Annotated in this window: 10 protein-coding genes and 2 pseudogenes; 7 read left to right on the forward strand and 5 right to left on the reverse strand. The window is 71.6% G+C overall.

Annotated features, from left to right (window positions below; translation table 11 throughout):
* Window positions 1–487: DUF3417 domain-containing protein (locus tag VHA72_RS16260; protein WP_325577104.1), on the reverse strand; the 487-nt coding region annotated here is incomplete at its 3' end.
* A 101-nt stretch (window positions 488–588) separates the two neighbouring features.
* Here VHA72_RS16260 and VHA72_RS16265 point away from each other — a divergent pair.
* The 6 genes from VHA72_RS16265 (at window position 589) to VHA72_RS16290 (ending at window position 9,737) form a co-directional block, all read left to right on the forward strand.
* The gene (locus VHA72_RS16265) at window positions 589–1,494 is read left to right on the forward strand and encodes a hypothetical protein (RefSeq protein WP_325577105.1); all 906 of its coding nucleotides are present in this window, start codon (window positions 589–591) and stop codon (window positions 1,492–1,494) included.
* Between the two features lie 46 nt (window positions 1,495–1,540).
* Window positions 1,541–3,502 carry an alpha-1,4-glucan--maltose-1-phosphate maltosyltransferase gene (locus tag VHA72_RS16270; RefSeq protein WP_325577107.1) on the forward strand — a complete coding sequence of 654 codons (1,962 nt, stop codon included), beginning with the start codon at window positions 1,541–1,543 and terminating at the stop codon, window positions 3,500–3,502.
* A complete protein-coding gene (gene treS, locus VHA72_RS16275; protein ID WP_325577108.1) occupies window positions 3,499–5,208 on the forward strand; it encodes a maltose alpha-D-glucosyltransferase in 1,710 nt (569 codons plus the stop codon). The genes VHA72_RS16270 and treS overlap by 4 nt, the downstream gene beginning before the upstream one ends.
* Window positions 5,205–6,629 (forward strand): maltokinase N-terminal cap-like domain-containing protein, encoded by a 1,425-nt coding sequence (locus VHA72_RS16280; RefSeq protein ID WP_325577110.1) that lies wholly within the window; start codon window positions 5,205–5,207, stop codon window positions 6,627–6,629. The genes treS and VHA72_RS16280 overlap by 4 nt, the downstream gene beginning before the upstream one ends.
* Window positions 6,626–8,845 (forward strand): 1,4-alpha-glucan branching protein GlgB, encoded by a 2,220-nt coding sequence (gene glgB, locus VHA72_RS16285; protein ID WP_325577112.1) that lies wholly within the window; start codon window positions 6,626–6,628, stop codon window positions 8,843–8,845. Before VHA72_RS16280 ends, glgB begins: the two co-directional genes overlap by 4 nt.
* A 127-nt stretch (window positions 8,846–8,972) precedes the next feature.
* Window positions 8,973–9,737, forward strand: coding sequence for an NUDIX hydrolase (locus VHA72_RS16290; RefSeq protein ID WP_325577114.1), 765 nt, complete (start codon window positions 8,973–8,975; stop codon window positions 9,735–9,737).
* Here VHA72_RS16290 and VHA72_RS16295 read toward each other — a convergent pair.
* Both VHA72_RS16295 and VHA72_RS16300 read right to left on the reverse strand, forming a co-directional pair.
* The gene (locus tag VHA72_RS16295; protein WP_325577116.1) at window positions 9,655–10,113 is read right to left on the reverse strand and encodes an EamA family transporter; all 459 of its coding nucleotides are present in this window, start codon (window positions 10,111–10,113) and stop codon (window positions 9,655–9,657) included. The two genes, VHA72_RS16290 and VHA72_RS16295, sit on opposite strands and share 83 nt — an antisense overlap.
* Before the next feature lie 139 nt (window positions 10,114–10,252).
* Window positions 10,253–10,507 (reverse strand): annotated as a pseudogene (locus tag VHA72_RS16300) (EamA family transporter); the annotation flags it as partial.
* Window positions 10,508–10,658: 151 nt separating this feature from the next.
* Here VHA72_RS16300 and VHA72_RS16305 point away from each other — a divergent pair.
* Window positions 10,659–11,366 (forward strand): annotated as a pseudogene (locus VHA72_RS16305) (LysR family transcriptional regulator); the annotation flags it as partial.
* A gap of 174 nt (window positions 11,367–11,540) precedes the next feature.
* On the opposite strand, the gene VHA72_RS16310 reads toward VHA72_RS16305, so the two are convergent.
* Together VHA72_RS16310 and VHA72_RS16315 are read right to left on the reverse strand one after the other, a co-directional pair.
* Window positions 11,541–12,467 carry a tetratricopeptide repeat protein gene (locus VHA72_RS16310; protein WP_325577118.1) on the reverse strand — a complete coding sequence of 309 codons (927 nt, stop codon included), beginning with the start codon at window positions 12,465–12,467 and terminating at the stop codon, window positions 11,541–11,543.
* 21 nt (window positions 12,468–12,488) lie between these two features.
* On the reverse strand, window positions 12,489–12,927 hold a 439-nt coding region (locus VHA72_RS16315), incomplete at its 5' end, for a hypothetical protein (RefSeq protein WP_325577120.1).

Below are 12,927 nucleotides of genomic sequence, written 5' to 3' on the forward strand. Positions count from 1 at the left end.
GGGAGAGCGACTGCACGAAGTAGCCCGCCTTGTAGAGCAGCCCGACCCCGACGATCGGCACGCCGAGGTCGCTCGCGGTCTTCAGGTGGTCGCCGGCGAGGATGCCCAGGCCACCGGAGTACTGCGGCAGCACCGCGGCGACCCCGAACTCGGGCGAGAAGTAGCCGATCGCGCGCGGCCCGTCGCCGACCGACCGCTGGTACCAGCGGTCCTCGGTGAGATAGCGGTCCAGGTCCCGCTGCGCGTCCCACAGCCGCTCCTGGAAGACCCCGTCCGCGGCCAGCTCGTCCAGCCGCGTGCGGGGCACCTCGCCGAGCAGCCGGACCGGGTCGTGGCCGCAGCTCTCCCACCGCCGCGGGTCGACCGCGGCGAAGACGTCCTGGGTCGGCGGGTGCCACGACCAGCGCAGATTGGCGGCGAGGGTGCCGAGGGCCGAGAGCGGCTCGGGAAGTACGGGACGGACCGTGAAACGACGGATCGCTCGCATATCGCGAAACTAACCCAGATCTTGGATCGATCCAACCCTGAACGGGCCTGGCGGGCTCCCTCCCGGCACGCCATCATGGGCCGACTCTGGGGAGGGTACTGATGACGATTTCGACGTCCTCGTCGACGGCTGCGGCCGTCGACGTCGCGGGCCGCGAGGCCGCTCCACTGCTGCGGGTGGCGCTCACCCTGACCGGCGCCGCGTCCGCCGCGATCGGCCTGCTCCTGTACGCCGCCAGCGGCTGGGCCGGCAGCCATGTCGCGTGGCTGCCGGCCGACCACGGATCCGGGAGCGGCGCGAGCGTGGTGACGCCGATGTTGCTCGGCGCGGGCTTCCTCGGCGCGGCGCCGATGCTGTTCCACGCCGCCACCCGGCTGCTGTGGGAGGAGGTGCGGATCACCGCCCTGGCCGCCGCGGTGGTGCTGGTGACGCTGCTGGGCGGCAGCCTGGACGCCCACGACATGTTCTCCCTCGCCGGAGACATCGTCCCGATGGCGACCTCGTGGATCTGGCTGCTCGGCGTCGCCGGGCTGTGCGCGGCGGTGCTCCTCGGGCTGCTCGCCGAACTGCGCGAGCCGGCGCTCCCGTTGCCGCGGACCGCCGAGCTGCCGCGCTGGACGCGACCGCTGGTCGCCGTCGAGGGTGCCGCCCTGCTCGGCCTCGGCGTCGGCCTGCTGGCCCGGTCGGCGTTCTGGGGCGCGCTGCTGCCCTGGCGCGTGCGCGCCGTGGACGCCCACCTGGTCGCCGCCTGGTGCCTGGCCCTGGGCATCGCCCTGCTCGGGGCGCTCGTGGAGGACGACCTCGAGCGGCTGCGCGGCGGCCTGACCGGGATCGGGGCCATCGCCGTACTCGCCCTGGCCGGGGTGGCCTGGCGCCACGCCGACCTCGACCTGGCGCACTGGCCGGGGCGGCTGCTGGTCGTCCTGCTGGCGGGGCTGCTCCTCACCAGCGTGGTCGGTCTGGCGCTGGGTCGGCGCGCCCGGCGGTCCGCTCGCTCCTCCTCATAACGCGCGCATCCGCATGGGGGTGGCCCGCACCGGATACGTTTCGTCCATGGTCGGACGCATCCCCGTCATGGACGTCATGCCACTGGTCGACCGCGGGCGTCAGCCCGCCAAGGCGACGCTCGGCGAGCCCTTCCCGGTACGGGCGACCGTGTTCCGCGAGGGACACGACCTGCTCGGCGCCGAGGTGGTCGCCATCGACCCCGACGGCACCCGCCGGCCTCCGGTCCGGATGCGGCTCATCGCGCCGGGCACCGACCGCTACGAGGCCTGGGTCACCCCGGACGTCGAGGGACCGTGGACGTTCGAGGTGCAGGCGTGGTCCGACCCGCTGGGCACCTGGCTGCACGACGCGCCGATCAAGATCGAGGCCGGCGTCGACGTCGACCTGATGTTCGCCGAGGGCCGGCTGTTGCTGGAGCGGGTCGAGGGCCTCGACGGCGAGGAGCAGGAGGTCGTCGAGGGCGCCCTGGACGCCTGCGGCGACCCGACCCGCCCGGTGGCCGCCCGGCTGGCGGTGATCACCTCCCCCGAGCTGGCCCGGGTCCTGTACGACCACCCGATCCGCGACCTGCTGAGCACCGAGGGCCCGTTCTCGGCGTACGCCGACCGCGAGCGCGCCCTGGTCGGCAGCTGGTACGAGTTCTTCCCCCGCTCCGAGGGCGCCCACGTCGACCCGAGGACCGGCGCGCTGGTCAGCGGCACGCTACGCACCGCCGCCAAGCGCCTGGGCGCGGTGGCGCAGATGGGCTTCGACGTGGTCTACCTGCCGCCGATCCACCCGATCGGCGAGGTCAACCGCAAGGGGCCCAACAACACCCTCGACCCCGGCCCGAACGACCCCGGCAGCCCGTGGGCGATCGGCTCCAGGCACGGTGGCCACGACGCCATCCATCCCGACCTGGGCACGTTCGAGGACTTCGACGCCTTCGTCACCCGCGCCCGCGACCTCGGCCTGGAGGTCGCGCTCGACCTGGCCCTGCAGGCCGCGCCGGACCACCCGTGGGTGACCTCGCATCCGGAGTGGTTCACCACCCGCGCCGACGGCACGATCGCATATGCGGAGAACCCGCCGAAGAAGTACCAGGACATCTACCCGATCAACTTCGACAACGACCCCACCGGCCTGGCCGAGGAGGTGCTGCGCATCGTCCGGCTCTGGATGAGCCACGGCGTGCGCATCTTCCGGGTCGACAACCCGCACACCAAGCCGCTGGGGTTCTGGGAGTGGCTGCTGGGCCAGGTCCGCTCGACCGACCCCGACGTCGTCTTCCTCTCCGAGGCGTTCACCCGTCCGGCGATGATGCACGGCCTGGGCGCGGTCGGCTTCCACCAGTCCTACACCTACTTCACCTGGCGGGTGGAGAAGACCGAGATCGAGGACTACCTGCGCGAGGTCGCGACCGAGTCGGACCACCTGATGCGACCCAACTTCTTCGTCAACACTCCCGACATCCTGCACGCCTTCCTCCAGTACGGCGGACCCGCGGCGTTCAAGATCCGTGCCACCCTGGCGGCCATGTCCTCGCCGAGCTGGGGCGTCTACGCCGGCTACGAGCTGTTCGAGCACGTCGCGGTGCGACCGGGGTCGGAGGAGTACCTCGACAGCGAGAAGTACCAGCTGCGCCCGCGCGACTGGGTGGCCGCCGAGGAGGAGGGCCGGACGCTGGCGCCGTACCTGACCCGGCTCAACGAGATCCGCCGAGCCCATCCCGCGCTGCGACTGCTGCGCAACATCACCATCCACGCCACCGACGACGACCACACGCTGTGCTTCAGCAAGATCGCGCCCGACGGCGACGCGGTGATCGTGGTGCTCAACCTGGACCCGCACGGCACCCGGGAGACGATGGTGCACATCGATCCCGTGACGCTGGGGGTGACGGGCGATTCCTATGCCGTCCATGACGAGTTGACCGGCCAGGATTGGACCTGGGGCCCGGACAACTACGTGCGGCTCGACCCCGGCTACGAATCCGCCCACATCCTCACCGTCAGGAGTGCCCGTTGACCACCGTCGTACCCGCGTCGAACGAGCCCGAGTGGTTCAAGACCGCCGTCTTCTACGAGGTGCTGGTGCGCTCGTTCAAGGACAGCAACGGCGACGGCACCGGTGACTTCAAGGGGCTGACCGAGCAGCTCGACTACCTCCAGTGGCTGGGAGTGGACTGCCTGTGGCTGCCGCCGTTCTTCCCCAGCCCGCTGCGCGACGGCGGGTACGACGTCGCCGACTACACCGGGGTGCTGCCCGAGGTCGGCTCCGTGGAGGACTTCCAGGTCTTCCTCGACGCGGCCCACGAGCGCGGCATCAAGGTGATCATCGACTTCGTCATGAACCACACCAGCGACCAGCACCCGTGGTTCCAGGCCTCCCGGGAGGATCCGGAGGGCCCCTACGGCGACTTCTACGTCTGGTCCGACACCGACGAGCTCTACCAGGAAGCCCGGATCATCTTCGTCGACACCGAGCCGTCGAACTGGACCTGGGATCCGGTGCGCCAGCAGTACTTCTGGCACCGGTTCTTCTCCCACCAGCCCGACCTCAACTTCGACAACCCCCAGGTGCACGAGGCGATGCTGGACGCGATGCGGTTCTGGCTCGACATGGGCCTGGACGGCTTCCGGCTCGACGCCGTGCCCTACCTCTACGAGCGCCCCGGCACGAACGGCGAGAACCTGCCCGAGACGCACGAGTTCCTCAGGAAGGTGCGCCGTTTCGTCGACGAGAACTACCCGGGCCGGGTGCTGCTCGCCGAGGCGAACCAGTGGCCGGCCGACGTGGTGGACTACTTCGGCGACTTCGCCACCGGCGGCGACGAGTGCCACATGTGCTTCCACTTCCCGGTGATGCCGCGCATCTTCATGGCGGTACGGCGCGAGTCGCGCTTCCCGATCTCGGAGATCCTCGAGCAGACTCCGCCGATCCCCTCCGGCTGCCAGTGGGGCATCTTCCTGCGCAATCACGACGAGCTGACCCTGGAGATGGTCACCGACGAGGACCGCGACTACATGTGGGCGGAGTACGCCAAGGACCCGCGGATGAAGGCCAACATCGGCATCCGCCGGCGGCTGGCGCCGCTGCTGGACAACGACCTCAACCAGATGGAGCTGTTCACCGCCCTGCTGCTCAGCCTGCCGGGCAGCCCGGTGCTCTACTACGGCGACGAGATCGGGATGGGCGACAACATCTGGCTGGGCGACCGCGACGCCGTACGCACGCCGATGCAGTGGTCCGGCGACCGCAACGCCGGCTTCTCCACCGCCAACCCGGGCAAGCTCGACCGGCCGATCGTGATGGACCCGGTCTACGGCTATCAGGCGGTCAACGTCGAGGCGCAGATGGAGGACCCGTCCTCGCTGCTGCGCTGGACCCGCCGGATGATCCACGCCCGCAAGCAGTACCCGGCGTTCGGACTGGGCACCTTCCACGACCTGGGCGGGTCCAACCCGTCGGTGCTCTCCTACTCCCGCGAGCTGGAGCTGGACGACGGCCGCACCGAGGTGATCATCTGCGTGAACAACCTCTCCCGCTTCCCCCAGCCGGTCGAGCTCGACCTGCGCCGTTTCGAGGGCATGCGCCTGGTCGAGGTGCTCGGTGGCGTTTCGTTCCCGACCATCGGGGAACTTCCGTATCTCCTGACATTGGGTGGGTACGGGTTCTATTGGTTCCGGCTCGCCGCCCCCGTCGAGCCGGCCGAGGAGGGAGGTCTGTTGTGAGCCTGGACCCCACCGTCTTCGCCGACTACCTGATCCGGACCCGCTGGTTCGGCGGCAAGGGCCGCCCGTTCACTGTCGCCGGTGCGCAGGTGGTCGGCGAGGTGCCGGGCCGCACGGACGAGGACGGCCCGCACGTGGTGGTGCACCTCGTCGAGGTCCGGTACGACGACACCGAGGGCGGCACCGAGCTCTACCAGGTGCCGCTGGCGTTCTACGAGCACCCGCAGGGTCGTCTCGACCACGCCTTCGTCGGCTGGTGGGAGGACGAGACCTACGGCTGGGTGCATGCCTACGACGCGCTGCACGATCGCGAGTCGATGGCGTACTGGTTGCGCTCCTTCGACCGTGCCGCCGACGGCCAGGTCGATCCCGACAGCGTCCTGCAGTTCCACCGACTGCCCGGTTACGACCTCGACCTGGGAGCGCACTCCTCGCTCTTCTCCGGGCAGCAGTCGAACTCCTCGGTCGCCTTCGGCGAGGACTCGATCATGAAGGTGTTCCGGAAGGTGACCCCCGGCGTCAACCCGGACATCCAGATCCATGAGGTCCTCACCAACGCCGGCAGCGATCACGTCGCCGCGCTCTACGGCTGGCTGGACGCCGTGGTCGACGTCGGCGAGGGTCCGACCACGATGCAGCTGGCGATGCTGCAGCGGTTCCTGCGTACCGCCACCGACGGCTGGGATCTCGCGCTGGCGTCGGTGCGCAACCTGTTCGCCGAGCCGGAGGTGCACGCCAACGAGTCCGGTGGCGACTTCGCCGCCGAGGCGGCCCGGCTCGGCGAGGCGCTCGCCGAGGTCCACGACGTCCTGGCCACGCACTTCCCGACCGAGACCAGGGGCCCGGAGGCGACCGCCGCGCTCGCCAGGGCCATGACCGCACGGCTGGACGCCGCGTTGGTGGCAGTGCCGGAGCTGGCGCCGTTCGCCGATCGGCTGCGCTCCGTCTTCGACGCCGTCGCCACGCTCGACGAGCTGGAGGTGCAGACCATCCACGGCGACCTGCATCTGGGCCAGACCCTGCGCACGTCGCTGGGCTGGAAGATCGTCGACTTCGAGGGCGAGCCGGCCAAGCCGCTGGCGGAGCGGCTGCTGCCGGACTCGCGCTGGCGGGACGTGGCCGGGATGCTCCGCTCCTTCGACTACGCGCCGCGGGTGGCGCTGCACGGCCTGCACCCCGAGTCCGAGTCCGGCAACGAGGACGAGGACGAGCTGCGCCAGCAGCGCGCCGCCGAGTGGGCCAACCGGGCCCGCAACCACTTCCTGGTGGCCTACGCCGGCGACCTGACCGACGCCCAGCGGCTGTTGCTGGACGCGTACGTCGCCGACAAGGCCGTCTACGAGACCGTCTACGAGGCGCGAAACCGCCCCGCCTGGCTCGATATCCCGCTGGAGGCGGTCGCGCGGATCGGAGCACCATGACCGACCCCGCACCCGTCCCCGCCGAGGAGCTGTCCCGGATCGTCTCCGGGGAGCATGCCCAGCCGCACGCCGTGCTGGGCGCGCATCCGTACGACGGCGGCGTCACCGTCCGGGCGCTCAAGCCACTGGCCGACGCGGTCGTGGTGCGGATCCCGGCGGGCTCGACCGGCGAGTCGCTGGAGGTCGCGCTCCGTCACGAGCACGAGGGCGTGTGGTCCGGCGTACTGCCCGTCGCGGAGGTGCCCGACTACCGGCTCGCCGTCACCTACGCCGACGGTCACGAGCACGTCGTCGACGACCCCTACCGCTTCCTGCCCAGCATCGGCGAGCTCGACCAGCACCTGTTCAACGAGGGCCGGCACGAGCAGCTGTGGCAGGCGCTCGGCGCCCGGGTGCGGCACTACGAGGGGGTGGACGGGACCGCCTTCACGGTGTGGGCGCCGCACGCCCGCGGCGTACGCGTGGAGGGCGACTTCAACTCCTGGGATGGCCGCGAGCACCCGATGCGCTCACTGGGCAGCTCGGGGATCTGGGAGCTGTTCGTGCCGGGGGTGAGGCCGGGCACCCGCTACAAGTACGTCATCCTCGGCGCCGACGGGCAGTGGCAGGAGCGGGCCGACCCGATGGCCGCCTACGCGGAGGTGCCGCCGGCGACCTCGTCGGTGGTGTGGGAGTCGTCGTACACCTGGGGTGACCAGGCGTGGATCGACGGCCGCGCGGAGCGCAAGGCGCTGTCCGCGCCGATGTCGATCTACGAGGTGCACCTGGGCTCGTGGCGGCGTGGCCGCACCTACCGCGAGCTGGCCGACGAGCTGGTCGGCTACGTCGGCGACCTGGGCTTCACCCACGTCGAGCTGATGCCGGTGATGCAGCACCCGTTCGGCGGGTCGTGGGGCTATCACGTGACCGGCTACTACGCCCCCGACAGCAGGTTCGGCACGCCCGATGACTTCCGCTACCTCATCGACCAGCTGCACCAGGCCGGCATCGGTGTGATCCTGGACTGGGTGCCGGGCCACTTCGCCACCGACCCGTGGGCACTGGCCCGCTTCGACGGCACGCCGCTGTACGAGCACCCCGACCCGCGCCGCGGCTGGCACGCCGAGTGGGGCTCCTACATCTTCGACTTCGGCCGCCGCGAGGTGCGCAACTTCCTCTACTCCAACGCCGTCTACTGGCTCACCGAGTTCCACGCCGACGGGCTGCGCGTCGACGGCGTGGCCTCGATGCTCTATCTGGACTATGGCCGCGCCAGCGGCGAATGGCTGCCCAACCAGTACGGCGGCCGCGAGCACCTGGAGGCGGTGCAGTTCCTGCAGGAGATGAACGCCACCGCCTACAAGCGGATGCCCGGCATCGTGACGGTCGCCGAGGAGTCGACCGCCTGGCCCGGCGTCACCGGCGACACCGCCGGGGGCGGGCTGGGCTTCGGCTTCAAGTGGAACATGGGGTGGATGCACGACACCCTCGACTATCTCCGCCACGAGCCGGTGCACCGCTCCTACCACCATCACGAGATGACGTTCGCGCTCACCTACGCGTGGTCGGAGAACTACGTCCTGCCGCTCTCCCACGACGAGGTCGTGCACGGCAAGGGCTCGCTGCTGCGCAAGATGCCCGGCGACCGGTGGCAGCAGCTGGCCACGCTGCGGGCCTACCTGGCGTTCATGTGGGCGCATCCGGGCAAGCAGCTGCTGTTCATGGGCGGCGAGCTCGGCCAGGAGTCGGAGTGGGCGGAGTCGCGAGAGCTGGACTGGTGGCTGCTCGACCACCCCGAGCACCGCGGCGTGCATGCCGTCGTCCGCGACCTGAACCGGGTCTACCGCGACACGCCGGCGCTCTGGACCCGCGACGGCGACCCCGGCGGCTTCGGCTGGCTGGTCGCCGACGACACCGCGAACAACGTCTTCGCCTTCGTCCGCCACGGCACCGACGGCGAGGACGACGCCGGGCCGCTGGTGTGCGTCACCAACTTCTCCCCCGTGCCCCGACACGGCTACGTCCTGGGCATGCCGTCGGTCGGGGTGTGGGAGGAGGTGCTCAACACCGACGCCGACGTCTACGCCGGCTCGGGCGTGGGCAATCTCGGCTCCGTGACCGCGGACCCCGGCGAGTCGCACGGCCAGCCGGCCCATGCGGCGATCACCGTGCCCCCGCTCGCGACGGTGTGGTTCCGCCGGGCGGTCGGCGCAGGCTCTGGCACCGGAGCGGAGTGACGGCGGCGACCGGCTCGTCGTCCGATCCCGGTTGCCACAGCTGTGCGCCGTGACGGAGCGCGGGCGCGTCGATGAGGGCGCGCCCGACACCGACGAAGACACAGGAGCCGGTGGATAGGGTGAGGTCATGAGCGAGCCGCTGACGACCGTGACCACGGTCGCCGACGGGGTCGCGCGGATCTCGTGGGCGGCCGGCGAGCCGCTGGACGTGGTCCGGCGCGAGGTCGCGGCGGCACTGACCACCCATGCCCGCGTCGAGGTGCTGGTCGACCCCGCCGACGAGCAGGCGCAGCGGACCGCGACCTGGTCGGGCATGCACCGCGAGGGCGTGATGCGCGGCGTGACCGTGGACGGGACGCCGGTCGACCGGGTGGTCTACGCCCGGCTGGCCAGCGACGCGCCCGTCGAGGAGCCGGAGGGCTTCCGTGCGCTGCTCAACTCGTTCCTGCCGCGCAAGCGTGCGATCGGGCAGATGCTGGTGCGCTCCCCCGACGACCGGGTGCTGATGTGCCAGCTCACCTACAAGCGCGACTGGGACCTCCCCGGCGGCGTGGTGGAGGTCGGCGAGTCGCCGCACCTGGCCGTCTCCCGCGAGGTCCGCGAGGAGCTCGCGCTCGACCTGCCGGCGGGCGAGCTGCTGCTCACCGACTGGCTGCCGCCGTGGAGCGGCTGGGACGACGCGCTGTGCCTGGTCTTCGACGGCGGCGTTCAGCCGGCGGGCCTGACCGACCGGATCGTGCGGGAGGTGCGCGAGATCCGCTCCGCGGAATTCTGCACCCTCGAACAGCTGCACGAGCGGGCGGCCGACTTCACCGCTCGACGGGTCGAGGCCGCGCTGGCACGCGTGCGGGGTGAGGGGACGGCGTACACGGAGTCGGGCCGGCCGACCTGAGCACGCCCTGGGCGACCAGCACGCCGACGACCAGCAGCGCCGCGCCGACGAGCTCGGTCGCCCCGGGTCGCTCGCCGACCAGCACCCAGGCGAACATCATCGCGACCACCGGCACCAGCAGGATCCAGGGCACCACCCGGCCGGAGGGATGCCGGGCGAGCAGGCCGTTGAAGATCCCGTAGCCGACCAGCGTGCTCATCACCACGGTGTACGCCGTGGACACCGCGGCGTGCCAGCCCGCGGCGGCCAGCCCCACCCCCATCGCGTGCGGACCGTCGAGCAGCAGGCTGAGCAGGAACAGTGGCACCGGCACCACCACCGCCGACCAGACCGTGAGACCGAGCCCACCCGGCACCCGCGCGGCGCGCGCGATCACGTTGCCGATCCCCCCAGGACAGCCCGGCGAGCAGGCACAGCAGCAGCGCACCGAGGCCGACGTGCCCGTCGCGGCCGAGCGCGACCACCGTCAAACCGGCCACCCCGAGCCCGACCCCCGCTACCTGCGCCGGACTGGTCCGCTCGCGCAGCGCCACCGCCGCGATCACGATGGTGAACACCACCTGCGACTGCAGCACCAGCGCGGCCAGGCCTGGCGGCATCCCGGCGTGCATGGAGATGTAGAGCAACCCGAACTGCCCCAGGCTCATGAACGCCCCCACCGCGGCCAGCACCCGCCACGGTGCCAGCGGACGCGGCACCAGCAGGCAGGCCGGGAAGGCGACCAGCAGGAACCGGATGGCCGCGAACAGCAGCGGCGGCACGCGGCCCATCCCCCAGTCGATCACCACGAAGTTGAAGCCCCACAGCACGGCGACCAGGGCGGCGAGGAGGGAATCGCGGCGGGCATGTGCGCCATCGTCGGCGCCGAAGATGATGAAGCACCAGCGAATAGATCTGCACGAGACTGAGTAGCACCGCTACATGATCGATCTGGACGCCGTCGCCTCGCTGCGTGCCGTCGACAGCCACGGCTCCGTGGTCGCCGCCGCGGCCGCCCTCGGCTTCACCCCGAGCGCGGTCTCCCAGCAGGTCAAGCGCCTGGAGCGGCAGACCGGCGTGCCGCTGCTGGAGCGGGTCGGCCGCGGCGTGATGCTGACCCGGCACGGCCGCCACCTCGTCGACCACGGCGGCCGGTTGCTCACCGACCTGGAGCGGCTGGAGGCGAGTCTGCGTCGCCAGGCCGGCACCGTGGCCGGAGAGGTCCGGCTGACCGCTTTCTCGACCGCGATGCGCGGCCTGGTGGCGCCGGCGCTGCCGGGCGTGCTGGCCGCCCATCCCGGTCTCACCGTGGCACTCTCGGAGCGGGAGCCCTGGGACACCGCCGGCCTGGTCGCGACCGGCGCCACGGACCTGGGCGTCGCGCACAGCTGGGGCGACGTCCCCCTCGGGATCCCCGACCACGTCGCGGCCACCACGGTGGGCACCGACGTCGCCGACGTCATCCTGCGCCACGACCATCCACTGGCCGGGCGCCGGGCGCTCACGCCGCACGACCTGGTCGACGAGGGCTGGATCGCCACCCCGGAGGGGACGATCTGCCGACAGTGGCTCACTCGGATGTACGACGGCACCGGCCGGCTGCCGCTGATCGCGCACACCTCGCTGGAGTTCGACTCGCACCTGGCACTGGTCCGCGCCGGCCTCGGCATCGCGCTGATCCCGCGGTTGGGCAGGGCGGCGCGGCGCCGAGCTGGTCGCCGTACCGGCCAAGGACCCGGTGCCGACGCGGACGATCCTCGCCCTGCACCGGCGCAGCATGACCGAGGCGCCGGCGATCGCGGCCCTGCTGGCCGCGCTGGCGGCTCAGAAGAGCGCCGAAGCGAGCGCCTGACGCGCGCGCACCACCCGCGGATCGGCGTTGCCGACGGCGCCGAAGAGGCCGATCAGGTGCTCGCGGGCCTTGTCGCGCTCGTCTCCGGCGGTGCGGGCGACCAGGCCGACCAGGCGGTTGAACGCGTCCTCGACGTGGCCGCCGAGCAGGTCGAGATCGGCCACCAGGGTCTGCGCGTCCACGTCGTCGGGGTTGGCCGCGGCGGCCGCGCGAGCGGCGTTGAGGTCGACGCCACGGGTGCGCTGCAGCACCTTCGCCATCGCCAGGCCGGCGGCGGCCTCGGCGTCGGCGGGGTTGGCGTCGACCAGCTTCTGGTACTCCGCGACCGCCTTGTCGATGTCGCCCTCACCCAGCGCCTCCTGCGCGGCCGCGTAGCGTGGGTCGACGGTCTCCTCGCCCTCCTCGGCCGGGGCGGCCGAACGCGGCTGGTGCCGGCCGCTGATCCCGGAGACGGTGAGCTGCTGGGAGACCTGGGTGAGCATGGTGCGCAGCTCCTCCAGGGGTACGACGTCCTGCAGCAGCGGCTGCGGCCGCCCGTCGATGACCGCCACCACCAGCGGGATCGAGGGGATCTGCATCGCCTGGGCGATCCGCGGCGCGGCGTCGATGTCGACGAGGCCGACCAGGAACCGGCCCTCGAACTCGTCGGCCAGGGTGCGCAGGTCGGCCGCCATGGTGGCACTCTCCGGCATCCGGGTCGGCGAGTAGAACACCAGCAGCACCGGTGCCGTCATCGACGACTCGAGGACCTGCTGGAAGCTCTGCTCGTCGACCTCGAGCGCGTACGCGCCACCACCGGCCGGAGCCCCGGCGGGTGTCGCCGGGCCGCCCTGCGGCGCGGGGCGGTTGAGCGCGGACAGGTCGATGGCACCGGGACGGCTGAACGGCTGCTGCGTCATGGCAGCAATCCTAGGGAACGCTCAACCGACCCGGACGGTGCGCTTCGGTGAATGGCCGGACAGGTACGTCGCGTCCCCGCCGTACGTCGCCTTGAGGTGCAGCCGACCGCGCTTGGGCCGGATCGTGAAGACGGCCTTGCCGTGCCGCAACTTCGCGGCGTGATGAGCGCCCGCGCCCTTCAGGCGCACTCGCCCGGTGGCCACGATGCCGTTGACCGACCGGACCCGCACCTTCACCTTGAGCCGCTTCCCGGCGTGCGCGTGGTGCCTGACCTTGAGCACGACCGTCGGTCGGATCCGTTGCGCCGGGCCGACCACCGGTGGCGCCCCCGGGGCCGCGAGCGCGACCACCTGGGCCTTGTCGCCGACCACGTTGTGGAAGTGCACCAGCAGCAGACCGAGGCCACCGTCGGCGGCGTACGACGTGGCGTTGCGGGTGACGGTGAGCACGTTGCCGCTG

Source organism: Nocardioides sp., assembly GCF_035547795.1.
In the GTDB taxonomy this organism is placed as follows: Bacteria; Actinomycetota; Actinomycetes; order Propionibacteriales; family Nocardioidaceae; genus Nocardioides.